Raw genomic sequence first — 26,109 nt, 5'->3', positions numbered from 1 at the left:
AAGCTCATAAAGGAGCAGTTTGTGAAGTCCCACAATACTTATGGTGCAACAGGTATTACGTAAAACAGGCAATTTTCATGGTAAGGCTCGAGTAAGCCATATTAGGTCTGATGTGTACGTCCGAGCCAATTTGGACAACCATAATTCCTTATTAATGTAGTTGTTATTATTGGCCGTAAATTTAAAAATATAGATATTTAATTAAACTAAAATGTTGTCCGAAATTGGCTCGGACGTACACATCAGGCCAATTAAAAATTCAAGACAGTTGCTAGGTGTCACTTCCTACGCAATGATGGCAAGTAAACAGGTTTTGCGGATCGTACTTGTGTTTTATGCGCAGCAGTTTAGGATAATTGTTGCTCCATAAATTGACTTGCCAATTTTTAATGAAATAATCGGCTTCATTGGGATAAGTACCTGACTTAGGGCTTAAAGCATGGATTAATGCCATCGCCTGATTTGCTTTCTTGCTTACTTCACTGGCTTTAATTAAATTCGGTTGATAACTTTTTACATTGCTATAGCGATTTCGTTGGCTATCAGCAATGATAACTAAAGCTGCAGCATCCAATACCTCTGGATTCATTGCTGTATTTTTTTGCCGCTTTATGGCGTCTGTTGATGCGCCAGATAATCCTTTATTGAAATGAAGTGTCAGTGCAGCCAGGCGGGATGCAGCATAAAGGGTTTTTGCGAGGCGCGCAGCATTTTCTTTTTCAAATAATTTGAAAGGGAGATACATGGAGAGATAATAGTTTATATACATGGAGACTTCGGCTTGATTCGATGCCCACCAAAACTCACCGGGTGTGGCATTTTTGCTTTGATTAACATTAATTACTGCGGGTTGATTTCTGATTAAATAGTCTAAATCCCAGTACTGCTGAACAGGGCGGGGAACGCTACTGAGAGTAAGTTGATAATTTTGATTATGTTTTGCGAGCCAATCCCGAAATGGTTGCCAAAGCACATCAACTTCTTTTTTGCTTAACCCTTGAAACGCCAGGGCGAATTTCATTTCAACTCGTTGCTAGTAATTATCAATGATCTGTCACAAAACATGGCATAATTTTCTCTCAAAGAATGGAGCTCAGTTCCTAGCCTCAGCAATCGATTAACTTATAGACGAGCCTTTGAATTTAGAGAAATTCGAAAATTATAGATGAGGACTAGACTACTTGTGGTTAACTAGCTGTCCTTATAAATAGAAAAGCACCAATAAATTTTTAGACATGGTTAATGCGCTTAAGAATAGCTCCTTTAGGGCTCTGGTTTCGCTTGGTAAAACGTTCCATCTATTGCAAGAAGAGATTGTTAGAATGTGGCGATTAACCCCTTTGGAAACCCACAAATAAGTCCGGCATATCAAAAGGCTTATAAATCAATACGTTATATGGTGGAGGCGGCGGGAATTGAACCCGCTACTATGGTTTTTTAACTTTTTATGAAAAACCACAAAAGACCATCAAAGACTAGTTAAATTAAGGCTTTATTCTGGATTGAAATTATCACTTAATTGTCTTTCATTGGCTTTGATTGTCTGCAAATGGTGCTGCTATGGTGCCTTTTATCAGCTCAAGCAGCTTCTAATTCAATATGAACACGTTGTCCAATAGCTGCTGCGATATTTACCAATGCGTCTAATGAAAATCGAGATATCCGTCCACGTAACATATCATTCAAACGAGGCTGAGTAATTCCGCAATGCTGTGCAGCCTCTACTTGTTTCCAATTATTTTTTTTAATAATCGCTACAATTTGGCGCATTAACTCGGCTTTTGCTTGCATACTAGCTGATTCTCCCGCTGTATCAGCAATTGCATCCCAAATATTTTCATAACTTTCTATTTCATTCATCTCATTTGTTCCTCATAAGTTCAGCAAAACGTGCTTTTGCAAGATCAAGATCACGTTTCGCTGTGGCTTGAGTTTTCTTCTGGAATGCATGTAAAACATAAACTGCATCTGCAAGCCTTGCTGTATAAATTACACGATACGTTCCTGATTCATCCCAAATTCTAATTTCTTCAACTCCCTTACCAATTGAAGGCATAGGCTTAAAATCGTCAGGCTGCTCACCTCTTTGTACTTTATCTAGTTGATAACCCGCATCTTGTTTTGCATCAGTATTAAACTCTCGCAAACGGGTTAGCGAATCACCTAAAAATCGTATCGGTTTCATTAATTATTGTTTTATATCCATTTTGATATAATTATATCAGTTATGATATAATTTACAAGCTTTAGAAGCATGTAGAGCATCTATAGTGTTGGTCTTTCTATTTTCTAAATTTGAAAAAGAAAAGATCTTAAAACTCATATAACTTAGATGAGATTTTCACGCTAATTATAGGTTATTTATAAGAATTATTTCATATTAAAAAATTTGCAGAGAATTTTAGCTCGACTATTATTAAGGAAATATTTCATAAAAATAAAAAATCCATGAAACCCGATAAAAATGAAAATCTAATAATTTTTGAATGCTTCTTAGAACAAGAATTGAAACCAGCCCTAAATGAGCTAGCTCAATTTTCAAATGAAAAAAGCACAGAAAGCATATTCAAAAACTTGTATTTACCAATCTCGTTGATAGATTTGATTATTACATTGATAAAACTCTTTTAATTATGGTGGAGGCTGATGATAATTTCTCCGAAGAACTACTTGAGCATCATACACAACCAATGATGGAAAATACTATTGTAAAATTATTTCTATCAGGCGATCCAAAAGACTTTGCTATTTCTACGCTTAAAAACACTCTAAGACAAACAACTCTAACAAAAAGACATTCTATTAAGCTTGAAAAATTACTAAAATCGTTTGGTATACACGATAATGATTCAAAAAAGCATAGAGTAAACTACTCAACAGGACATATCCTCAATAGTTTTAAGAAGCAAGATAATAAAATACCACCATCTACTTGCCGTTCGCTCAAATTTTCATGAGTATCCATTGCATTCGATCGCCCTCAAGCTATTTCAATAATTTTATAATTTTCTTATGTGTGATTTAAATATAACCATAATGGCTTTGTAATAACCCACATTGCCAATTATTAAATAGATATGACTGAATGATAACCCGCGAACAAATTTACACGATGTTGATATTGCGCCGCCGCAAAGGCACTGTTTTCTCCAACTTGCCAACAGATTTAATTAAAGAAATCAGTGATTATGGCCAAAACCCCAATAGCGCTATTGCAAAAGTATTAACTCATGCCGCCTATGCCAGACAAGAAGATGTTAAGGCGCTACTTGAGATGTTAGATCAAAATCCTTCTTTATTGCTTGAAGCCGGCAATGTGCAAACACCGGGTGGTGATGAAGTAAGGCGTGTGACTATTTATGAATTTCTATTAGGTGCCGGTGATGATGAGCTAGCGGGGATTGTGCAAAGTTATTTTGCAAAAATAGACAACGGCGAGCAAGAAATGATACGCCAATATGAACGTTATAGACCGCATATTGAAAGCATGCTAACCCAAAAACCCTATGATTTATCACCATTGATTGAATTGATTAAAAAAGCTACTCCTGAACAAGTAACTGCATTGCTTAATAAAGACATGACCGGCGACAATGAACTGTGTAAGGCACTTAGCCAATTTCGCAAAGATTGGGCACCTAGAGTTCTTACCAAACCCTGCATGCATTATAACTATGCGAGTCTTCAACATGCGTTTGAACGGCCCCGTCAATTTAAATGATAACATTCGTTGAATTTCTCATATCTTTTCATGTAATCTAATAAAATTTCTAAGGAAGTCATGAAGTTAGTTTAAGGATAATGATGAAGTATGCCCTTTTTATCAACTCAGTTTTATCTCGCCTGCAGCAAGCTCCTCACCTGCACATCGAAACAAGACACCCTTTTTATTCCACCCCCTATCCATGACATAAGACGACTGATTGCAAATTAAAGCTTTGACAACGTTTTTTGGTTTTACCCAACTCCCCTCCTCTCACAGCAAAAAAGGAGTGGCCAAATTCAACTACAGGAGAATGTGATGATAGGTCAATTAAACCTAAGGAGAAAATTAGAGAGGTTAGTATTATCTCTACTTTTCATAACTATAACTATGATGCTTAGCTCGTGCGGTGATAATGATTGCTCCCCTCCCACTAGTAGCCCCGCGCAAGTATCGGTTAAGGATAATGGCGATGGGACTTGTGTCACCCGAGAGGAATTAACGTGTACCTGCGCAGGCTCAAATGGCACAGGGAGTTGTGTTGCCACTTATAATGGTAAACTTAAGAGTTCTGTTGATGCTGGCACTACGCTTCCCACATCTTCCGCCTGTCCTTCACAAGTCAATTGTGTTGACCTCGGTATTGTTTGCCAATAACAGCCCAATCAGAAATTTATAAGGATAATAATGAATAAAACCTTCTTTTTAGCTCCCTTAGTTTACTTAGTATCCACAAATGGATTTGCAGGTACGATGGGCGAGGCACCTGAAATTTATAAGAACATTATAACCTTGAGTGGCGGTCCTGCCTGGACATCTAGTGGTAAATCTCAGGTGCTCTATCTTGAACCCGATGTATTTAATGCTTACAAAGCCAAGAAAAATGATTCTACTCTTGGAAGCGCAGAACTTTTCTTGGGAATGCAACGTCTCTTGGGACAATCCTTTATTGGGCAGTTGGGTATAGCCTTTGCTGGAAGTTCCAATGCCAAATTGTCTGGTAATGTCTGGCTTGATGCAGATCCCAGCTTTGATGATTTTTTCTATAACTATAAGATTAACCACACCCATGTCGCCGTAAAAGCGAAGGTATTAGCCGGCACGCAATACTGGGCTCAACCCTATATCAGCGGAAGCTTGGGGGTAGGCTTTAACCGCGCCCATGACTTCAGATTAACGCCTAAAATCTTTGAACAATTAACTCCACCAAGCTTTGTCGACCACACGCAAACCAGTTTTACTTATACAGCAGGTGTTGGATTGCAAAAGTCGTTTTGTCAACATTGGAGCTTTGGCGTTGGTTATGAATTTGCCGACTGGGGTCAATCCAAATTGTCTCGCTCTATCGCTCAATCAATGGGCTCAGGGCCAAAATTAAGCCATCTTTACACCCATCAATTGCAATTTTCTTTAAGTTATCAAATTTAAGGACAGACTCAATGAATAAAAAATTACTTATTACAGCAGGGCTTTTTACCCTGTTAAATTGCTTCGGGATTACTCATGCGGAGACGTCTAGAGCTACTTACAGCATAGAATTGGCGCCCGGATACTTTCCTACTATGCCAGTTGCATTAAACGCAACAGCAACAATTAAATATACAGTACGCAATCTGGAGGGAGTACCCAGAATTTTAACGATGTTGCCTATCTCTCCGGTAATAAATCAAGTAGCAACCACACCTGATGCTTGCTCAACTCCTGTATTTTTTCTGGCTAGTGGACAAAGCTGCACATTAGAACTACAGATAAATGGCGCCTTAATGGCTCCCAATCAAGTTATCTCAAGCTATCCAACTGTTTGTAAAACGGTGACTCCAGGAAGGATAGAGCCAGATCCTAATCGTTGTTCCAGAACGTCAATCCCACTAACAATTAGTAGTTCGAACGCTAATCCATCCCTTACTCCTGTTGAACAAACAATAGCCTTTTATACTTCCTATACCAATTCGATGACACTTCCCATAGACCCAACTTTACCAGAGGGATTTACACCATTGAGAGTGCAGCCAATTGTCACTTTTTTTTGGAATCTTTTTGCTAAAGCGTTCAATGGGCAGACAGGTATCCCTTCTTCTGCTGATTTATTGTCTGCAAGCTGCGGAAAAGCGGTCAACAACAAAACATACTGCGCACTTGTAGGTAAAATCGATAAAGCGCCATTTATCATGCAAAGTTATGACGGAGGAACTACCTGGGAATACCCTCTTAATCTGGTTCTGCCTGCAGAAGGTAAGATTAGAAAGGTCAGTTGTGCAACTGATCCAAGTGGAACTAATACCTGTGTTGCAATAGGAGATATAATAACAGGAGTCACTACATCTACTCCTTTTGTAATCCAGACAGTAGATAACGGTAAAACTTGGTTCATAGTGCATGATACAACCACGGTGCAATTTTCGCAGTCCATTTTAAACAGTGTAAATTGTACGGCAAGTGCGGCTAACAGCCTATGCCAGATAACTGGCTTTAATGCAGGTCCGGTTATCTTTAACTATACTCCCTCAAGTGATTGGAAAAAGCAGTCACTATCCATGTTAGGCGTTGACCCAGCCGCTCGCGCTTCCGCAATAAGTTGTGTATCCCTGGCTAATTCAAATATTTCCTGCCTTGTTGCACTCAGCACTAGCGGAAACTCCATACGTCTGTTCAAAACACAGCTGAGCGGAGGAGTCTATTCTACAACACCCGTAGAGTTAGATCCTCAGCAGTTTTCTAATATTCAAATTTTTGGAGTGAGTTGCACTCAGAATGCTCTGAATGCTAATGCTGCTTTTTGTATCGGCGTAGGTTCGCAGTCCGATGCAAATTCGCAGAGTGGAAGACCTTTTATACTGCAAAATAGTGGTCTAAGTTCAGATAACAATTGGGTCCCAGTACATGTAACCTCCTCAGAAGGATTATTCATTACAGCGAGCTGTGCTAGCTTTAATGGACAGGTAAGTTGTGTTGCCGTAGGAATCAGTGGTTCTTTTGATTCGCCTTCACCTCTCCTTGCGGCAACAATGGATGGTAGCTCGTGGGCTATCGTAACTACTGATGGGGTACCTAGTCTAGGTTATTACACGTCTTCGGCTTGTTCTGTAAATTCCCAAGGACTTTTTTGTTTTGCCAATGGAATGAATGCATTAGTCGAGAAACCTTTTTCTGTTGGAATGCCTGGTACAAATGGTGGCTGGCAATTCTCTAATACCTTTAACAATGTATTTACTTCTGCTTAAACAAATCCCCTTTTTAGGTCCTATGACCTAAAAAGGGTTTATTCAATAACAAAGAACCTTACTTTAGATTACTATAACTTTTTTCTTTAAAGTGCTTACTACAAGTAGAAACATACATTGAATTTCAGCCTATAACAATTTGCTCACCATTAGATTGGGCCTTTCCAAATTCATTCAGTCTTAAAATCATGGTTGCTTTACGACCACCATGGCAAATGGTTTCTGAGTTTTCAGTAGAGTATCGATGAATGAGCTGTTAGGGTTGTGAATGAGTAGAACTACCAGCTTACTCCGACCCTAGTTCTGGAAGTCCTGCTTTAATGGGATGGCCTTGGGCAAGCAATATCACTAACTCACTGGAGCGTAATTGAACCGAATGAATGCCTATTTTTGAAGGCGTATAATCAACCAATAGTTCTTTGACTGGCAGCGTCAACTTAACAGTGAGTTAAACTGAGGATTATTTATCGGAAGATTAAGATGCTGAAATACAAACCACAAAGATATCGTTACCCTGTAGAAATTATCAGCACTGCTGTATGGAGTTATCATCGGTTTAATGACAGTTATCGAGATGTGTCGGAGCGTCTGCTATACCGAGGTATTGAAGTAAGCTATGAGACGGTACGCCAATGGTGCATCAAGTTTGGTTCTCAGTTTAAAGATGTGATTAAGAAACGAGAGCCCAAGCCTTCGGATAAATGGCATTTAGATGAGCAGCAACTGCGCATTAACGGTGAGGTGTATTATTTATGGCGTGCAGTGGATGAGGAAGGTTTTGAGCTGGATGTATTCCTACAAAAGCGTCGAAACAAAAAGGCAGCCATTCGCTTCCTCTCTCGTCTATTGAATGCCTACCCTAAGCCACAGGTCATTGTAACGGACAAGCTAAGAAGCTATACGAAGCCTATTTCTCAGATGAGCAAAGGCACGGAGCACCGGTCGCACAAAGGGCTCAATAATCGGGCTGAGAATGCACATCAGCCCACCAGAAGAAAAGAAAAGTGCCTTATTCGATTCAAGTCGCCAGCCAGTGCTCAACAGGTTCTTGCTATCATGGGCAAAACCAGAAATCTTTTTGCTGTGGCTGTTGGGCGTTACACTAACTCAGCATCTCAACAACGAATTCAATTCCTAAAGGCTAAAGAAATTTGGCAAAACACTGCTACCGAAATTCTTTACGCCTAAAATTTGTAAACTGATCTTTCTTGCGTTTTCAAAGGTTAAATTGACGGTGCCATCCATGATGCTATCTCAAGGTGAAAACATTATGTGGGTATCGTTGGGGCATGTTGATGTTGAAATGGTCATTAAGACTTATGGCAGATGGATACCAGATCATTCATCACAATCAGGTTATCGGCCCATTCACAACTGGGATAACCATTTGAAATAAACTCATCCCCCATACCCCTCTAGCATTTTCATCAACTGAGTAAACTATAATTGACAGCAAAGTAATATTTTTAGAAAGGACTCTAATATGAGAACGGCTGGAAATGAAAACTATGAAGGTGCTGAAATTGGTTGGTCGGTTTACGGCGAAGGCAATTCTTATGGTTCAGAAGCATGGATCACAATTCATGCTGGGAGTCACACAAGTGTTTACAAAATTACCGGCGGGGCCCACGATACAATGGAAGAAGCAGAAAAACGTATAATTGGCGATGCAAAAGCATGGATAGATACAGAAATAGCAGCAGGAAGACTTAAACCCATTAAATAGTATAAAGTGGTGCCGCTATGGTGCCTCAACTTGATAAGAGAGGTGTTTATATATTGAAAATCAACAGGTTAATTGGTGGAGGCGGCGGGAATTGAACCCGCGTCCGCAAATCCTCTGCCGTCAGCTCTACATGCGTAGCCTTGTCTATTCAATTAACCGAGTCCCCTCCGACAGGCAGGATGGTTCGCGGCGATTCCCTGGATTTAACATCTTGATACGGGAAATATCAAGCTGCGAGCTTATCTTCTATGACCGTTGATTCGATACCGATAAGCAAGCTCGGTCAACGGGGTGCTGGTTTTATAGCAGCACACGGTGCGACGAAAAACCTATCAAAGCTTACGCAGCGATAGCTTCTCCATCTGCAAAGTTTTCATCGTTTGCATTTATGTTTAGTGAGTCTGATTAACGAGAAGTCTCAATCTCGGCATGCACATCAGGTTTCGCAACCCACGTCGAAGCCAGGTCGCCCCCTTTTTGTTTACATTTATAGTATAACATATATGCCTCTCACAAATATGCTATAATGATAATTTTTTTCGGCCAATATTTCTTATTCAATCCCGCTGTGTCTTAGTAAAGCATCTACTTTTGCGGGTCGTCCTCTAAAGCTTATATAGGCCTCTGCTGCTTTCTTTGAACCACCGACTTCTAAAATTGAGTGAAGAAAATCTCTGCCAGTTTTTTCATTAAAAATTCCTTCTTCCTCAAAACGGGCGAAGGCATCACTGGATAAAACTTCTGCCCATTTATAACTGTAATAGCCAGCAGCGTATCCTCCAGCAAAAATGTGGGAAAAACTATGCTGAAAGCGGTTATAGGGTACGATAGGAATAACGGTGGTTTGCTTGCGTACTTCGGCCAGGATTTTAGCTACTAACCCTGGCACTCCTGACTTAAATTCTTGATGGATGCGAAAATCAAATAGAGAAAATTCTAATTGGCGCATCATGGCCATTGCTGATTGGAAATTTTTGGCCGCTAATAATTTCTTAAATAACTCTTCAGGCAAGACTGCGCCAGTATCAACATGCTCCGTCAACAATTCAAGCGCTTGCTGCTCCCAACACCAGTTCTCAAAAAATTGGCTGGGTAACTCGACAGCATCCCACTCCACACCGTTTATGCCAGATGCACCCAAGTAATCAACCTTGGTCAATACATGATGTAAACAGTGGCCTAATTCATGAAATAAGGTCAGGACTTCATCATGAGACAGGGCAGCCTTTTTGTTTGCTGCGGGCTTGGCAAAGTTACAGGTAAGAGTGGCGATTGGTAATTGCACAGAATCATCTGTCAATATACGACGGCTTTGTAATGAATCCATCCATGCACCGCCGCGTTTGTGTTGACGGGCAAATAAATCAACGTAGATATAACCGCGTACTTGCTCACTCTCATCACTTATACAGTAACACTTCACATCGGAATGCCAGGTATCAACATCCTTAACTTCTTTCATACTCATACCGTAAAGCTTATTGATAATTGCGAATAAGCCGGCCATTACCTTATCCAAAGTAAAATAGGGACGCAACTCTTCCTGTGAAATAGCATAGCGTGCCTGGCTTTTTTTCTCTGAAAGAAATGCAAGATCCCAAGGCTCAAGTTTGGTCAATCCATAATGTTTTGCAGCAAAGTCCTCCAGACGTTTAAATTCTGTTTCTGCTTGATGGCGGCCACGCTTGATTAAGTCTTGTAAGAAAGTAATCACCTGTTCCGTAGAATCCGCCATTTTTGTTGCTAGAGATAATTCTGCATAATTGGCAAAACCAAGTAGTCCTGCTTTTTCCTGCCGCAAAAGCAACATTTCATCAATAAGCTTGCTGTTATCAAACTGGCCTGCACTTGGTCCCTGATCAGAGGCACGGGTGGCAAAGGCTTGATACATTTCTTCTCGCAAAGCTCTTTCTTCCGCATAGGTTACTACCGCGAGATAACAAGGAAATTCAAGATTTAACATCCATCCTTGCAGGCCTTTTTCAGCGGCCAACTCTCGGGCAGTAAGCAAGGCATGTTCTGGTAGGCCGGCTAACCTTTTCTCATCATCAATAGCTATGCTAAAAGCCTGCCCAGCGTCTAATACGTTGTTCTCAAATTGATTGGCAAGGTTAGATAATTGAGTTTGGATTGCTTCAAATCGATGTTTTTTCTCTTCCGATAAAGCAACACCAGACAACTCAAAATCGAGGAGCACATCATCAACTATTTTGCGTTGCGCAGAATTTAATTGGCTCTCATCTAAGGATTTAATCGCATGATAGAGTTTTTCATTATGACCAATTGCTGCTTCATAAGCAGAAAGCTTCGGCAAGCATTCCTGATAGCAAGTTCTCAATTTATTGGAATTTACCACCGCATGCAAATGAGATAAAGGCGCCCAAAATTGAGACAGGGCGTCATCCATATCATCAAGGGGGCTCATCAAATTACCCCAGGTGTATTGCTTACTTTCTGCAAGAAGTTGCGCTATTTTCTCTAAATTAGTTTGCAATAAGCTATCAAGCTGTTTAACAAAGGTGTCTGTATCGATGCTGGTAAATTTTGGCAAATTAACGACTGACATAATGTCCTCTATAGCTTCAAATTTCTTAAGAGTAACACTGAGTTCTATGCCTAAGCTAGAGATACCCTGGTATCTCAGAAGATGTCCCAGTCTGCAATGAAAAATTCGGCGAACTTTTGGATATATGTATAGGCCTAGGTATTACGTCACTCAGCTCTGCTGATTCATCGGAGTCTTGGGTATTCCTGGGGTGATGGAAGAAATTATGGGGTGATTTTGCAAATAGTGCTGTGCCATCTTCTTTAATTCCTTTTAAGTCATAAGAAGGCTTAATAGATTTTAACCACTCTCCAACTAAGTAGGTTGCCAAAGTAATAATAAGCACCAAAACAGCCCCAACAAGCGGAAGAGCAGGGGTTCCAGCAAGAGCCGGTATTGCGAAACACATTGCTAAAAATAAGGCGCTAGTACTCACAACACTAAGTAGCAGTTGTCTCCGCTCACTGATAAAACGTTGCTCGAGATAAACTTGATAGTCTTCTATTTCTTTACGCGCGTCGGGATCTAGCCCCTCTCCATTGAGAGCGTCTTTATATTCATTTCGCAGTGTGTTCAATCGCCCTAACTCAATAAAAGCCTTCACACCAGCAAGTATCACATCGAAGAAAAAAAGAGAAATACTGACATACATTCCTACAGGAGCCAAAGCACCAATTAATACATAGCAATTGAGCAAACCACCTATCATCCAAGCAGTATCATTCAACATTTCAAACCAACGTCGTTGTAATTGCGCTTGGAGACGAGTCAACCAACTTAGCTTTTTTTCTTCCGCAGACAGCCACCATCCAGGTATAAGATGTTTGAAAAGCAAAAAGGTATTTACAGCTAATCTAGGGATAAAAAAGAGATAGGCGAGATGATTGAGTACTGGGGCAATAAATTGATCAACCATACCAAAAACTTCACCGTACCTTTTTAGATCTTGGAAGTAAGGTTGTAGAACTACAAATATACGACGAAGACGAACTGAAAATAATCTAGGCCAATTCAATTCTCTATGGTGCGTTTTCAACGATTCAGTAAAGCTAACCGCCTGTTTTTCGTCTAAGGTCGGTTTCTTAGAGGCCTCGGGAAATACATAACCGCGCATTTTCAGTAAATCACGAAAAGCCTCTTGTTCATCCAGCAAGCGCTTTACCTCTCTGGGCACATAAAGATAATAGCCGTAAATAAAAGCTAGTATTTCCGCCAAGGCTAGAGCATCAGCAAGTTGCTGGGTCAGTTCCTCTGCTTTTTGTTCTTCGTAGTCTGCTTCTTTGTCAATAAGGGCCAAGTTATGGGCCAAGCGCGCGCATAACACGCTGTATCGCATATTTAGAATAGGATGATCGGTTACCATGGGCTCATAAAAAGCATCCTCCTTCAGAGCAAGCTTCCCGCTAAGCTCCCAAGTAGCTTCATTCCCATCCTCCCTAATAAATGGCTCACCGATTAGGGGCTGTAATCCTTGCAATACTACTGACATAGTACCTATAAATTAGTGGAAACCGTGCAATCATCCCAAAAAATAAACAAAAAGTAAATTTTTGAAGATAATTTTCATCATTTCCTGGTTAGATGAAATTAATTCTCTCCTAATTGCTACAATGAATAGATAGCCAACTTGCCGATTAGTAGCTTCTGAGCGACAATAGTGCCCCTGATGATAGCATTAAAGAGAACGCATGAGCCTTTCCAATGAATTAGCCGATGCCATCCGCTTTTTAAGCATAGACGCAGTCGAACAAGCCCAATCCGGACATCCCGGAATGCCTTTAGGTATGGCAGATATTGCTACCGTGCTTTGGAAAAAATTCCTGAAGCACAACCCCAAAAACCCGCACTGGTTTGATCGTGACCGTTTTGTCTTGTCAAATGGTCATGGATCTATGCTGCTTTATTCCTTGTTGCATCTAACAGGTTATAACCTGAATTTGGATGAATTGAAACATTTCCGTCAATTGCATTCCAAAACACCTGGCCATCCAGAACATGCGGATACACCTGGCGTTGAAACCACAACAGGGCCTTTAGGCCAAGGATTAGCAAACTCTGTAGGGATGGCTATTGCTGAGAAAGCACTAGCTGCTCAGTTCAACCGCCCTGAATTAGAGTTGGTTAATCATTACACCTATACCTTTGTCGGTGATGGTTGCTTGATGGAAGGTATTTCCCATGAGGCTTGCTCTTTGGCGGGAACCTTGGGTTTAGGTAAATTGATTGTCTTTTATGATGATAACGGCATTTCGATTGATGGTAAGGTAGAATCCTGGTTTACCGATGACAGTGCAACTCGTTTTAAAGCCTATAACTGGCAAGTTATCGGCCCGATTGATGGTCATGATCAGCAAGCAATTGAACAGGCTATTAAACAAGCCCGTCAAGACACTAGAAGACCCAGCCTCATTATCTGTAAAACAATTATTGGTCTTGGCTCGCCTGTTGCTGGCAGCGAAAAATCACATGGTTCACCTCTAGGAGCAGCTGGGGTTGCTAAGGTACGGGAATGCTTTAACTGGCCACATGCCTCCTTTGTAATCCCAGATAACATTTATGCTCAGTGGAATCATGTCGAACAAGGACAGGTTGATGAAAAGCAATGGCTGACTCGTTGCCACGCCTACCAAGAGCAGCACCAAAGTGATTATCACGAGTTTTTGCGCCGTATTAATGGTGATTTGCCTGATAATTGGGACAGAGTAGCCAAAGAATTTATTGAGCAATGCCGGAAAAATGATAAAGCGCAGGCAACTCGCAAAAGCTCACAACAATGCATAGAGCAATTTGCAAGTCTGTTACCGGAAATGTTAGGTGGTTCTGCAGATCTAACTGGTTCGAATAATACTGATTGGACAGGTACAAAAGCGATTAGGGCTGATGATTTCTCTGGAAACTATCTGTACTATGGTGTACGCGAATTTGCGATGGCAGCTATTATGAATGGCCTGGCCCTGCATGGCGGTTTTATTCCCTACGGCGGTACTTTTTTAGTCTTTGCTGATTATGCACGAAATGCTGTACGCTTAAGCGCGTTGATGAAACAGCGAGTTATTTATGTCTTTACCCATGACTCCATTGGTCTAGGTGAAGATGGCCCAACGCATCAACCTATTGAACATGCGGCCATGTTACGCATGACCCCGAATATGCAAGTATGGCGGCCTGCTGACTTAGTAGAAACAGCAGTTGCCTGGCAGCAAGCGCTTGAACATCATACCGGCCCTAGTTCTATGTTGCTATCAAGACAAAATCTTCCCGCGTTATCCCTAGGGGACAATGCTGCGGAGCTAATTGCTAAAGGGGGGTATATCCTGAGTGATTGTCAGGGAACTCCCGAAGCCATTCTTTTGGCGACAGGCTCGGAGGTGCAATTAGCACTGAAAGCGGCAGAAAAAATGCGTGAAACTGGTAGAAAAATCAGGGTTGTTTCCATGCCATGTTGTGAGCGTTTCCTAGCACAGGACCGTGCTTATCAAGAACAGGTTTTACCCAACTCAGTACGTAAGCGTGTTGCGATTGAAGCAGCATCGAGCACTTATTGGTATCGTTTTGTTGGTTTAGACGGGACTGTTATTGGCATCGATCGTTTTGGCGTTTCTGCACCTGCGTCTGACGCCTATAACTATTTGGGTATCACAGTAGACAATATTATCTTGGCCTTAGAGAAGAACTAATTTAAAAATTGGCTCATCGAAAGGGTCAATGCAATTTGGAGAAGTAGTATGACAATACGCGTCGCTATAAATGGTTACGGCCGCATTGGCCGATGTATTTTGCGATCAATTTTCGAATATAACCGCCAAAACCAATTCAATATTGTGGCGATCAATGATGTCTCTGGAATAGAAACCACTGCTCATCTTACACGTTATGATTCAACGCATGGTCGCTTTGGCTTTGAAGTCCGTGTCGATGGCTCAAACCTAATCGTCGATAATCATCCCATCCGCGTCACAGCTGATCGTAATCCTGCAGAACTGCCCTGGAAAGAATTAGGCATTGATCTGGTCTTCGAATGCACAGGGCGCTTTACTCAGCGCGATGCAGCAATGCAACATATTGCAGCGGGTGCAAAGAAGGTGTTGATTTCAGCACCAGGAAAAGAGGCGGATGCCACGATTGTCTATGGGGTAAACCATCAGGTGCTGCAAGCAACCGATATCATAGTGTCTAATGCGTCTTGCACAACAAATTGCCTGGCTCCAGTTGTTAAACCCTTACATGATGCCTTAGGCATAGAACATGGATTAGTCAATACCGTCCATGCCTACACCAAAGATCAAATGTTATTGGATGGCAGCCATTCTGACCTTCGTCGTGCGCGTTCAGCCACTCAATCAATTATTCCTACAAAAACTGGCGCAGCATCAGCCGTTGGCTTAGTCCTCCCTGAGCTAGCAGGTAAATTAGATGGTTTTGCTATGCGCGTTCCTACACTTAATGTTTCTGTAGTTGATTTGACCTTTACAGCAAAGCGTGAGACAACAGCAGCTGAAGTCAATGACATCATGCGTAAAGCTAAAAGTGATATCTTGCATATTAACGAAGACCCTCTGGTCTCTTGTGACTTTAATCATTGTCCTGCCTCAGCTGTTTTTGATACGACACAAACAAAAGTCTTGGGCAATCTTGTTAAAGTTGTTGCCTGGTATGACAATGAATGGGGATTTTCTAACCGTATGTTAGATACCGCGAATTGTATGATGACTCGTTAAAGGACAGTCAAATGAATCTAGTAAAAATGAGCGAGCTCAGTCTTCGTGGTAAACGAATATTGATTCGTGAAGATTTAAATGTTCCTATCAAAGACGGAATTATAACCAGCGACCAACGACTACAGGCTGCCTTACCAACCCTGCAAGCCGCACTTGAAGAAGGCGCAGCTGTTATGGTGCTCTCACATTTAGGCAGACCAGAGGAAGGGCGCTTTGAAAAACGCTTTTCTCTCAAGCCAGTTGCAGATTATTTAACTGCTAATCTCCAATACCCAGTTCGCTTTGTTGACGACTACCTAGATGGAATTGATGTGCATCCAGGCGAGTTAGTGATCTGCGAAAATGTGCGATTTAATCCTGGCGAGAAAGCAAATGATGATGTGCTAGCACAAAAACTCGCTCGCTTATGCGATATTTTTGTCATGGACGCCTTTGGTACTGCGCACCGCGCCCAGGCTTCAACCCATGGTGTGGCCAAATACGCGCCGTTAGCTGCTGCAGGCCCCCTGCTAGTTCGTGAATTGGAAGCCCTCCATCATGTATTGAAAAACCCAGAAAAACCCATTGTCGCGATTGTTGGCGGTGCCAAGGTTTCTTCTAAATTAACACTGTTAAAACAATTAGTTACCAAAGTTGATTATTTAATCCCCGGCGGTGGAATTGCCAATACCTTCCTCAAAGCACAAGGCTTTGAAGTGGGCGTATCGCTTTATGAAGAAGGCTTACTCGATTCAGCCCGTGAAATTCTAGCGTTGGCTGCTGAACATGGTTGTCAGATGCCACTACCTTCGGATGTTGTAGTTGGCAAATCGTTTTCTGACAGTTGCCCAGCCTTTAATAAAGCCCTGAACAATCTTGCCAGCGACGACATGATTATGGACATAGGTCCAGAAACTGTAAAACATTATGTTGCTATTATCGATATTGCGAAAACGATTATCTGGAATGGTCCTGTAGGAGTATTTGAATTTCCGCAATTTGCCTATGGAACACGAGCCCTGGCAATTGCCATTGCTGACAGTGATGCCTTTTCAATTGCTGGTGGCGGAGACACGCTTGCGGCGGTTGATCAGTATGATCTGACCCAGCAGATTTCCTATATTTCTACTGGCGGCGGCGCTTTCCTTGAGTTTCTGGAAGGTAAGACCTTGCCTGCTGTAGCGATTTTGGAAGAGCGAGCAAAGGTAGAGACAGTTTGATTTTGAGTAGGCTAGTTGCCTTATCGTAGCCTGGATGCAGCGCAGCAAAATCCGGGAGCAGTGGCTCCGAATTCCCGGATTGTAATAGGTCGCCCCCTTGCCCTACATTCCGTCATCCAGAGCGCAGCGAAGGATCTCCGAGATTAGCACGGTGCCACATTCAGGAGATCCTTCACTGCAATCTGGATGACGGGCTATGTTAGGGTGACAAAGCTAAGAGGTAATACTCAGGGCCGATAACTCTCTGTAAGTGCTTCGGCAACAAGCTCCTTCAATTCTTCGCATTCTTGATATTGATGACCCCTGTCTTCTAATTGGCTTATCTGATCTTCAGTTCTTGCCATAGCCTCACATAGAATATGATTAGTGCGAGAGCGCTGTGATTGATGATTGCTCTTCCTAGAGATTTCACTTTCTTGTAATAAAGTCTCACAAGCAACTCTTAACTCTTCTATCTCTTGGCGAATCTTTTTTAGTATCATTTGCTTAAATACCTCGTAAGGAACAAGTTCCAGCATCAAAAAAGTCGCAGGGGCAACACTAAATACAGCCTTATTAGTACTACCTGAGGATTTAACCCAGGCCTGTCGGTCACTATTACTACATAATTTTAGATAACACATTTCTAGTTGCTGTTTTTCTGCAAGAATCGCCAAATAATCAAGATCATCCACTAGTTTTTTGATGAGTGGCACAGAATCTGCAAAGCTTGTTGCAAAACCAAGATCTCTTATATAACTCTTACCAGAAGTAGAAGTTTGTATATATTGAGTCCAAGAAGCTGCTGTTTTTCTATAGGAATACTCTTTAATCGAGTTTTCCAGTGACTCCCTTTCTTTGGCTTCCATTTCTGAGTGGCTATTGATAAAAACCTGCAGTGTATTGATCAAATGATTAAAAAATGTTGGGCAATGACCGGGACTATTAGGACAACTATACAGTGCATCCCTAAGTTTAGATTCCTTCCTCGATAGGATAATGTGGCCTATGGGCAGTCCATTATCAAATCGTTGTAGCATGGATGCGCCAAAATTTACCAATACGGTTAAACAATCATGCATTGAGCTACTCGAATTATCCAAGCCGATACAGGCATGAACAGGCGAAGGAAACACAGAGCCCTTAACCTTTACTGGCCTTTTAAGTAGAGATTTATCACCGTGTTTCAGGATAAATTTTAATAGAAGTGCCTTGTTTAAATGCAAGGCCAACTCCAAATCTTGTTCGGATAACAAATGATGAAACATCTTCATTTCCGCGGCAGCTTTAAAGTATCCCAACAGCAAAGACTTTTTAAACACTAGCTCCCCAAAAGTCCTCATATCCTTATAAAGTTGATGCAAGCTCACCAGGGTATTCCTTCCTGCTCCCCGCAACAATGACAAGGAGTTCAATATAGCAAACAAAGAGGGAAATTGCTGAACCTGTACCTCTGGTGTTGCTTCTTCTAGATTAGTAAAGCGCAAAGATAACTCCGCAATCGATTCATCATCTAATTGCCGCTCTTTCTTTGGTTCCCTAGGTGATTGAGAGAAAAAAGACATGGATTGAGGCTCAGAAGAAGCAGCAACAGATATTGATATAGGCTCTTCCTCAACAGGAGCATCCTGAGATTCGATAGTTTGTAATCCAACCAATAACCGAGTTATAAAATTCTGAATAGCCTTATATTTTGAATGTCTAACCAGGGGATCTAGTTCACGAAGAATCCCACAAATCTCAACAAGCTTTGCTGGGTAATGCTCACATCGTGGGTCTTTTGATAACTCAGTTGCTTCTTGCTCGAGGCGCTGATAGGCTTCGCAAAGCGATGATACCTTGTGATTAAAGCTGACTCGCAAATAACTCATAACCGGCTCACAGACTAATTTTGCCAGCTGCATCATTTCATCATCTCTGAATGGTGGCTTTAGCTGTGTATGAGTAATGGGGGCAGTGGAAGAACTAGCGGTTGAATTTGCAACTACTGTGTAATCACAGTGAATGATCAGATCCTCTTCGTTAAAGTAAAGATGTGCCTTCCATGTATGACCCAGCTCATCCATAAACAGTCCAGTGTAGTGATATTGGCTAAGGAAGGGGTTTGATTCACTTTCATTTGCATAAACACTGATATGATGCGCCAGCAATTTCAAGGGAGCAGCATTTATTTCAGGTAAAGAAATACGAAGATAAGAAACCTGTTGTCTATTACTATCCTGCTCAATTCTAATACCATGAGCTGCGGCTTCCTGTTTAAAACCAATGAGAAACTGATATAAGGTATTTTTTGCCATCTTATCACTTGGAGATTAAATATTGTGCGAAAAATATCATTTCTAGATACATTGGGCAAACAAAGAACCTTTTATACTGAGGTTTACATCCGATCTTTTGTTTAGACCGAGATCCTTAGCCAAGCTTCAAATACTTAGATATAACTCCTTGTTATTAAAAGTTTTTCTCTAAATATTTGGTTTTAATTTAGGCAAATGCTCTTTTTGATACCCTTGAAAATAGCTGACTTTCTTTCAATTTCTTAATACCGAATATTAATAATTAATCTTAAAAACATAAGCTCTTCTTTTATAATTGATCTTTTTTGCAAGATCTCAGCTCTTCATCTCTATTACATCAACTCGCTTTACAGGGCATTTTTTACCCCTCTATAATGATCTTCCGTAGATCTGTATTGAGAGCCTCCATGCAGGGATCGCATTATAAATTCGCTTTTTTGCTTTGTTGTTGCATCGGTTTTTTTAATGAAAGTTACGCTACACAGCCCGCCGTTACCATCTATGTTGCTAAGAAAATCATTACCATGGATCCAATACAACCCGAAGCCAGTGCTGTTGCAGTTAAAGAAGGGAAAATATTTTCTGTTGGTACTTTGCAAGAAATGAAAACCTGGATGAAGCCAGGTAGTTATAAAGTAGATAGTCACTTTGCTAATCATTTCCTAACTCCCGGGCTTATCGAATCGCATAGCCATCTAACCTTACTCACCATTCTAATGTCCCAACCCTATGTAGGTTATTGGGATTATCCAGGATTCAATGGAACCACTATTCCTGCTGCCAAGTCTAAAGCAGAAATACTTGCTCGGCTTAAAGCAGAAAATAAACGCTTAACAAATCCTAAGACCGTGCTCTTTGCCTGGGGCTATGACCCGCTTTCATTAAAAGACCAGACACTTTGCGCCGAAGACCTGGACAAGGTATCTAAGACTAGAGCCATTTTTGTGTTACATGCCAGCGATCAAATTGCTTATGTGAATAGCGTCTTACTTAAGAATCTAGACTATAACGCACAGAGCAAACTAACAGGGGTACTCAAGGGGCCCAATGGTCAGCCGACTGGGGTGTTAAAAGAAATGGCGGCAATTGGGCCAGCACTTAAGACCTTCTATCATCAATTATTCACTGAAGAATCGTTTAGGCAATCGCTCTATAGCTTGGCAGACACCGCACAACATTTGGGATTAACCACCTTTAGCGATCTGATGTTTGGGGGCTCAGGAGAGAAGCTAATGGTACCCATTCTAGAACAAGCAGCCAAAGATCCTAATTTTCCTGAGCGCATGGTGCTTGTTTACAATGGAGAATTACTTTACAACCTGGAAACTAGAAATGCCGGCACAGGGATACGTCATCTTCGGCATTTAATGGCGCTAAATTCAACGAATTTAAATTTTGGCCATGTTAAATTTGTATCTGATGGTTCCATAGAGGGACTTACAGCTCGCCTTGATTGGCCAGGCTACATTAATGGCAAATCCAATGGCGTTTTTAATGCAACTACTGAAGCACTTGAAAAGAAAGTACTGCCGTTCTGGGAGGCTGGTTTTCCAATTCATATTCACAGCAATGGCGATCAGGCCATAACTGCCGTACTCAATAGCCTGCAATATTTGCAAAACTTCGCACCGCGCACGCCGACCCTTTTCACTATAGAACACAGCCAAATGGCGAATGCGACGCAATTAAAATTAGCTCAAGATTTAGGGGCCTATATTAACCTGTTGACAAACCATCTTTATTACTGGGGTGATCAATATTATTCCTTTGTCTTAGGTCCTGATCGGACAAATCGTTTGGATAATGCTGCAGAAGCAAAACGCCAGGGACTTATTTTTTCCCTTCACAGTGATTCGCCGGTAACACCCCTCGGTCCGTTATATTCCATGTGGACAGCAATGAATCGAGTTACAGCCTCTGGGCGTGTCTTAAATGCAAGCCAGAGAATCTCAGCAGAGGATGCCCTACGGGCTGTCACCATTAATGCAGCCTATCTGCTTAATCTGCAAAATGAAATTGGTAGTATAGAAATTGGCAAACGGGCTGATTTTACAGTCTTAGCACGCGACCCACTGACAGAGCCATCTATGACAATCAAGGATATTCCAGTGCTTGCCACTGTACAGAATGGTCGGGTTTTTACAGTGAGGGGGTAGGGGGGTTTTATAGGATCACCTTATATTTCGTCATCCTGAGCGCCCCAGCCTCTTAGGGGCAAACATCGATAAAGACCCCGTCATCCCGAACATAGTGAGGGATCTCCGGGATTAGCACAGTGCTACACTCAGGAGATGTCTCTCTACGTTCGACATGACGTACGTCTTTGGAAGCGAAATCCGGAAAGTCGTACCACTGCTCCCGGATTTCGCTTCGCTGCATCCAGGCTACGACTTTATCCGTCCGACCTACTAGTCAGCTGGTCAATAACCGATTGCAAACTTTGCATAGTCTCGTAATGAATCACAAGTGTACCCTTTCCAGCCTTTCCAGGTTTTATTTTTACTTTGGTCTGTAAGTGGTTCGCCAAGTTTTGCACCTGTTCCTTTATTAATGAACTAAGTTCTGGTTTGACTTGGGGACTTGCCTTGCCTTCTTTCACTCGCGCAACTAATTTTTCAGTTTCACGAACCGATAAATTTTTGCTAACAACCAATTGTGCAACCTGACTTTGCATCGCTTCATCAAGCATAAGCAAGGCTCTTGCATGCCCCATATCCAAATCACCATGTTCTAATAAGCGCCTGACATCCGCATTTAAACTCAGTAATCGCAGATAATTACTTACGGCGGTACGGGATTTTGATAGTAGATCGGCGACCTGTTGATGCGTAAGGCCAAATTCACTTGTAAGACGATACATTGCACGCGCTTGATCCATGGCATTTAAATCTTCCCTCTGCAGGTTTTCGATCAAAGCCATCGCCATAGCTGTTTCATCATCAACCTGACGCAGCACTACAGGAACCTCATTAAGCCCTGCTAACTGGCAAGCGCGCCAACGACGTTCTCCCGCGATAATTTCATAACGCCCTTCGGCAATCTCACGCACGACAATTGGCTGTAATAAACCCTGCTGTTTGATCGACGCCGCTAATTCAGCAAGGGGCTCTTCTTCAATCTCTGCCCGTGGCTGATATTTTCCTGGTTGCAGGCAATCAACAGCTAATTTAAGTCTCTCGACAACTGGTTTTTCAGCAACTACAGCCGCTGTTGAATTACCTAATAAAGCAGATAAATTGCGTCCTAAACCACCGCGTTTTACTGTCATATATACCTCAATTTAAGCAACAACCGTCTGCTTGCTAATGACCTCGGCAGCCAAAACCATATAAGCAGCGGCGCCTGGTGATGATTTATCATATTGCAACGCAGGCATTCCATGACTTGGAGCCTCGGCTAAACGCACATTGCGCGGCACTACGGTTCTATATACTTTGGAATTAAAATGCTCTAGCAATTGCTTAGAGACGTCTGCGCACAAACGATTGCGCGCATCATACATTGTGCGTAATACCCCTTCGATTTGCAGACGCGGATTTACCGACGCTTTAACCTGTTCAATGGTTGATATCAAGGCGGCTAACCCTTCAAGGGCATAGTATTCACATTGCATGGGAATTAACACAGAATCAGCTGCTACCAAGGCATTAATAGTCAGTGTATTTAATGCTGGCGGGCAGTCGATCAAAATGAAATCGTAGGCAGATTGCAGGGGTTGCAAGGCTTTAAATAAAAAAGTCTCGCGATGGTTTCTTTCCATTAAACTGACTTCTGCAACAGTCAAATCGCCATTGGCCGGCAGCAAGTCATAGCCACAGGTTGTGGTCAGACAAGCTTGCTCTGCAAGGCAATCACGTAATAACACATCGTTGGTAGTATGTACTAAGGCGTTTTTATCAACCCCAGAACCCATTGTCGCATTCCCCTGTGGATCAAGATCCACAAGCATTACCGACATATGATTCGCAGCAATAGAGGCGGCCAGGTTAATTGACGTCGTGGTTTTACCTACGCCTCCTTTTTGGTTGGCTATTGCGATGACTTTCGCCATGATTATTCCTTGGTTGCATTTTCGATGATGACACAGCAACGCTCACCATCCAAACCAGGTACTGTATAGGGATGTACCTGATAAGGCAGGCTGATGCTCGCCAGCTCGGTTTCAGGATAGCGGCCTTTCATGGCAAGCCAGATGCCATTTGTGCCTATGAGGTGATGGGTCCACTTCAACATTTGCGCCAATTCGCTGAAAGCTCGACTTGTTACTGTATCAAAATCGACTGAAGGGTGGTAGTTTTCCGCGCGACTTTGTATCACCTCGACATTGTCCAACTGCAATCGGCGTTTTATTTCTTGCAGAAATCGTGTTTTTTTACCGTTACTATCTAAGAGTACAAATTGCGTGTCTGGTTTTGCCAAGGCTAAGGGGATTCCAGGAAAACCAGCGCCTGTTCCCACATCTAATACATGCTTTCCCCGAATCCAGGGAAGGATCGCCAAGCTATCAAATAGATGGCGGGTGATCATGACATCCAAGTCTCTTACAGCGGTCAAGTTGTAGGTTTTATTCCACTTTTGCAAGAGCAATAAATAAGACATTAAAGGATTAGCAGCTAGTGCTAATCCTAATTGTTCCAAGCCTTTAGATAGTAGCTCTTCTAATGATGCGGCTGAGCTCATGCAGGTTCTCGGTGTTTTTTCAGATGAACCAGGAGCAGAGATAAGGCAGCTGGTGTTACGCCAGAAATGCGTCCTGCCTGTGCAATAGTGGCAGGTCTTATCTTAGTCAGCTTTTGCATAACTTCTGTAGATAGGCCTGTGACCTTTGTGTAATCAAGGCTAGCGGGTAATTGCGTATTTTCATGTTTTCGCAAACGTTCGATTTCAAGAAGCTGGCGCTCAATATAGCCTGCATACTTTGACTGGATTTCCACTTGCTCAGCAATATCAGTCGCTAACTCAGGTAAATCGAGTTCAGCAACCTTTTGTAAGTCGACATAGCTAATCTCTGGGCGCTTCAATAAATCAGCTGCCCGGCAGTCTTGTTGCAAGGGATTCTCAAGAAGAGACCCGAAGGCTTCGCTATGAGCAACTCTTACCAAGGTATCTTTGAGGCGACTTTGTGCCTGCTCTATGCCTTCCTTTTTCGCTGAAAACGCTTGCCATCGCTGCTCGCCAACCAATCCAAGCTCACGGCCTTTCTCCGTTAGACGCAAGTCTGCATTGTCTTCACGTAACAAGAGGCGATACTCGGCCCTTGAAGTAAACATCCGATAGGGTTCTTGGGTACCACAGGTAATCAGGTCATCAATCAGTACACCGATATAAGCCTCATCTCGGCGTGGGCACCATAGCTCCTGTTCTTTCACTTGTAAGGCCGCATTCATCCCCGCAATTAAACCTTGCGCAGCAGCCTCTTCATAACCTGTTGTGCCATTGATTTGACCCGCAAAAAAGAGATTGGGTAGAGGCTTGGTTTGTAAAAAGGCGGTTAAACCTCGCGGATCAAAATAATCATATTCGATAGCATAGCCTGGGCGGGTTATATGAGCGTTGGCAAAGCCCTGGATACTACGAACAAATTGAACCTGAACTTCAAAGGGTAAACTAGTGGAAATACCGTTGGGGTAAATTTCATCTGTCGTTAATCCTTCTGGTTCAACGAAGATCTGATGCGACAGCTTATCTGCAAAACGAACAATCTTATCTTCAATGGATGGACAATAACGTGGTCCGATCCCCTCAATCACGCCAGCATACATTGGCGATTGATGCAGATTCGCACGAATAATTTCATGGGTTTGCTCAGTTGTATGAGTGATGTAACAGGGTAGTTGTTGCGGATGATCTGAAACCTTACCTAGATAAGAAAAAACAGGTAAGGGACTATCACCAGGCTGAACCGTCATTTGGCTGTAATCCAAAGTCCGCCCATCAATTCGTGGAGGGGTTCCTGTTTTTAAGCGCCCAACAGGGAGATCTAATTCACGCAAACGCAGGGCTAGAGCAATGGCAGGGGGATCACCTGCTCGTCCACCGGCATATTGACTCATACCTACATGGATCTTGCCGCCTAAAAAAGTACCAACAGTCAACACTACCGCACGGGCACGCAAGGTTAAACCCATTTGCGTGACGACGCCTGTTACTCGATCGCCCTCTACTATTAGATCATCAACAGCTTGTTGGAAGAGTGTCAGATTAGGTTGAGTCTGAAGAATTTGACGGATTGCCTGACGGTAAAGCACGCGATCAGCCTGAGCACGTGTTGCTCTAACTGCTGGGCCTTTAGAGGCATTAAGAATACGAAATTGAATCCCCGCCTGATCTGCCGCTCTCGCCATAGCACCGTCAAGGGCGTCAATTTCTTTGACTAGGTGACCTTTACCAATACCACCAATCGCAGGGTTGCAAGACATTTGCCCAAGCAAATCCATATTGTGGGTCAATAACAAGGTTTGGGCGCCAAGGCGCGCAGCGGCCAGCGCTGCTTCGGTGCCGGCATGACCACCACCCACAACGATGACATCATAGTGTTTTTCAAGATTCATGGTAGGAAAATTTTTGTGCAGCAAATCGCGCGATTATACACTTTCTTGTTGGTTTACCCAAGCTTTTACTAAATCTACTTTTGTCGATGCCTGAGTTTTAAAGCTTAAGACCCCGCGATCGAAGCTGCGGGATTTCGATAAATCGGGTAGGAGGAGCCTCACACCTCGAA

The 26,109-nt window shown here is 42.3% G+C and carries 20 protein-coding genes and 1 other RNA gene; 10 read left to right on the top strand and 11 right to left on the bottom strand.

Annotation, left to right across the window (positions count from 1 at the left end; translation table 11 throughout):
• Positions 1-271: 271 nt before the first annotated feature.
• The 3 genes from BN1094_RS03020 to BN1094_RS03010 all read right to left on the bottom strand — a co-directional run bounded on the left by BN1094_RS03020 (position 272) and on the right by BN1094_RS03010 (position 2,185).
• On the bottom strand, positions 272-1,021 hold the full coding sequence (locus BN1094_RS03020) for a BBE domain-containing protein (RefSeq protein ID WP_052403100.1): 750 nt from the start codon (positions 1,019-1,021) through the stop codon (positions 272-274).
• Positions 1,022-1,578: 557 nt separating this feature from the next.
• Entirely contained in the window at positions 1,579-1,860 is a 282-nt protein-coding gene (locus tag BN1094_RS03015; RefSeq protein ID WP_043872905.1) for a helix-turn-helix domain-containing protein, read from the bottom strand.
• Between the two features lies 1 nt (position 1,861).
• Complete coding sequence (locus BN1094_RS03010) at positions 1,862-2,185, bottom strand: type II toxin-antitoxin system RelE/ParE family toxin (protein WP_043872904.1); 324 nt, start codon at positions 2,183-2,185, stop codon at positions 1,862-1,864.
• A gap of 448 nt (positions 2,186-2,633) precedes the next feature.
• Here BN1094_RS03010 and BN1094_RS03000 point away from each other — a divergent pair, with 448 nt between their 5' ends.
• The 6 genes from BN1094_RS03000 to BN1094_RS02975 all read left to right on the top strand — a co-directional run bounded on the left by BN1094_RS03000 (position 2,634) and on the right by BN1094_RS02975 (position 8,650).
• Positions 2,634-2,957 (top strand): hypothetical protein, encoded by a 324-nt coding sequence (locus tag BN1094_RS03000; protein WP_043872902.1) that lies wholly within the window; start codon positions 2,634-2,636, stop codon positions 2,955-2,957.
• Positions 2,958-3,085: 128 nt separating this feature from the next.
• Positions 3,086-3,721 carry a hypothetical protein gene (locus BN1094_RS02995; protein ID WP_245614142.1) on the top strand — a complete coding sequence of 212 codons (636 nt, stop codon included), beginning with the start codon at positions 3,086-3,088 and terminating at the stop codon, positions 3,719-3,721.
• A gap of 669 nt (positions 3,722-4,390) precedes the next feature.
• On the top strand, positions 4,391-5,131 hold the full coding sequence (locus BN1094_RS02990) for an outer membrane protein (protein WP_043872901.1): 741 nt from the start codon (positions 4,391-4,393) through the stop codon (positions 5,129-5,131).
• A gap of 11 nt (positions 5,132-5,142) precedes the next feature.
• Entirely contained in the window at positions 5,143-6,924 is a 1,782-nt protein-coding gene (locus tag BN1094_RS02985; RefSeq protein ID WP_043872900.1) for a hypothetical protein, read from the top strand.
• A 480-nt stretch (positions 6,925-7,404) separates the two neighbouring features.
• Positions 7,405-8,112 carry an IS6 family transposase gene (locus BN1094_RS02980; RefSeq protein ID WP_081934953.1) on the top strand — a complete coding sequence of 236 codons (708 nt, stop codon included), beginning with the start codon at positions 7,405-7,407 and terminating at the stop codon, positions 8,110-8,112.
• A gap of 295 nt (positions 8,113-8,407) precedes the next feature.
• Entirely contained in the window at positions 8,408-8,650 is a 243-nt protein-coding gene (locus tag BN1094_RS02975; protein ID WP_043872899.1) for a hypothetical protein, read from the top strand.
• Between the two features lie 73 nt (positions 8,651-8,723).
• Here the strand turns inward: BN1094_RS02975 and ssrA are convergent.
• The 3 genes from ssrA to BN1094_RS02965 form a co-directional block, all read right to left on the bottom strand.
• Positions 8,724-9,124: a transfer-messenger RNA gene (ssrA, locus tag BN1094_RS19140) on the bottom strand.
• A gap of 79 nt (positions 9,125-9,203) precedes the next feature.
• Complete coding sequence (locus tag BN1094_RS02970; RefSeq protein ID WP_043872898.1) at positions 9,204-11,219, bottom strand: M3 family metallopeptidase; 2,016 nt, start codon at positions 11,217-11,219, stop codon at positions 9,204-9,206.
• Between the two features lie 52 nt (positions 11,220-11,271).
• Positions 11,272-12,684, bottom strand: coding sequence for a hypothetical protein (locus BN1094_RS02965; protein ID WP_052403099.1), 1,413 nt, complete (start codon positions 12,682-12,684; stop codon positions 11,272-11,274).
• Between the two features lie 199 nt (positions 12,685-12,883).
• On the opposite strand from BN1094_RS02965, the gene tkt reads away from it, so the two are divergent.
• From tkt to BN1094_RS02950, 3 genes are read left to right on the top strand one after another with little or no spacing between them, the layout of a single operon-like run.
• On the top strand, positions 12,884-14,872 hold the full coding sequence (tkt, locus tag BN1094_RS02960; RefSeq protein ID WP_043872897.1) for a transketolase: 1,989 nt from the start codon (positions 12,884-12,886) through the stop codon (positions 14,870-14,872).
• A gap of 48 nt (positions 14,873-14,920) precedes the next feature.
• A complete protein-coding gene (gene gap, locus BN1094_RS02955; protein WP_043872896.1) occupies positions 14,921-15,913 on the top strand; it encodes a type I glyceraldehyde-3-phosphate dehydrogenase in 993 nt (330 codons plus the stop codon).
• Positions 15,914-15,924: 11 nt separating this feature from the next.
• Positions 15,925-17,112 (top strand): phosphoglycerate kinase, encoded by a 1,188-nt coding sequence (locus BN1094_RS02950; RefSeq protein ID WP_043872895.1) that lies wholly within the window; start codon positions 15,925-15,927, stop codon positions 17,110-17,112.
• A gap of 227 nt (positions 17,113-17,339) precedes the next feature.
• Here the strand turns inward: BN1094_RS02950 and BN1094_RS02945 are convergent, their stop codons facing one another.
• Positions 17,340-19,388, bottom strand: coding sequence for a hypothetical protein (locus tag BN1094_RS02945; RefSeq protein ID WP_043872894.1), 2,049 nt, complete (start codon positions 19,386-19,388; stop codon positions 17,340-17,342).
• 407 nt (positions 19,389-19,795) lie between these two features.
• Between BN1094_RS02945 and BN1094_RS02940 the strand changes: the two genes are divergently transcribed.
• A complete protein-coding gene (locus BN1094_RS02940) occupies positions 19,796-21,544 on the top strand; it encodes an amidohydrolase (protein WP_052403098.1) in 1,749 nt (582 codons plus the stop codon).
• A gap of 236 nt (positions 21,545-21,780) precedes the next feature.
• Here BN1094_RS02940 and BN1094_RS02935 read toward each other — a convergent pair whose 3' ends face one another.
• Genes BN1094_RS02935 through mnmG form a run of 4 tightly spaced genes read right to left on the bottom strand, consistent with a single transcriptional unit; the run spans position 21,781 to position 25,939 of the window.
• Complete coding sequence (locus BN1094_RS02935) at positions 21,781-22,656, bottom strand: ParB/RepB/Spo0J family partition protein (protein ID WP_043872893.1); 876 nt, start codon at positions 22,654-22,656, stop codon at positions 21,781-21,783.
• A gap of 12 nt (positions 22,657-22,668) precedes the next feature.
• Positions 22,669-23,439, bottom strand: a complete 771-nt coding sequence (locus tag BN1094_RS02930; RefSeq protein ID WP_043872892.1) for a ParA family protein — start codon at positions 23,437-23,439, stop codon at positions 22,669-22,671.
• 2 nt (positions 23,440-23,441) lie between these two features.
• Positions 23,442-24,068: a 16S rRNA (guanine(527)-N(7))-methyltransferase RsmG gene (gene rsmG / locus BN1094_RS02925; RefSeq protein WP_043872891.1), complete on the bottom strand. Its 627-nt coding sequence runs from the start codon at positions 24,066-24,068 to the stop codon at positions 23,442-23,444.
• A complete protein-coding gene (gene mnmG, locus BN1094_RS02920; protein ID WP_043872890.1) occupies positions 24,065-25,939 on the bottom strand; it encodes a tRNA uridine-5-carboxymethylaminomethyl(34) synthesis enzyme MnmG in 1,875 nt (624 codons plus the stop codon). The genes rsmG and mnmG overlap by 4 nt, the downstream gene beginning before the upstream one ends.
• Between the last annotated feature and the right edge of the window lie 170 nt (positions 25,940-26,109).

Source organism: Legionella massiliensis (assembly GCF_000756815.1).
Lineage (GTDB): Bacteria > Pseudomonadota > Gammaproteobacteria > Legionellales > Legionellaceae > Tatlockia > Tatlockia massiliensis.
This window is presented reverse-complemented; position numbering and strand designations above follow the sequence as displayed.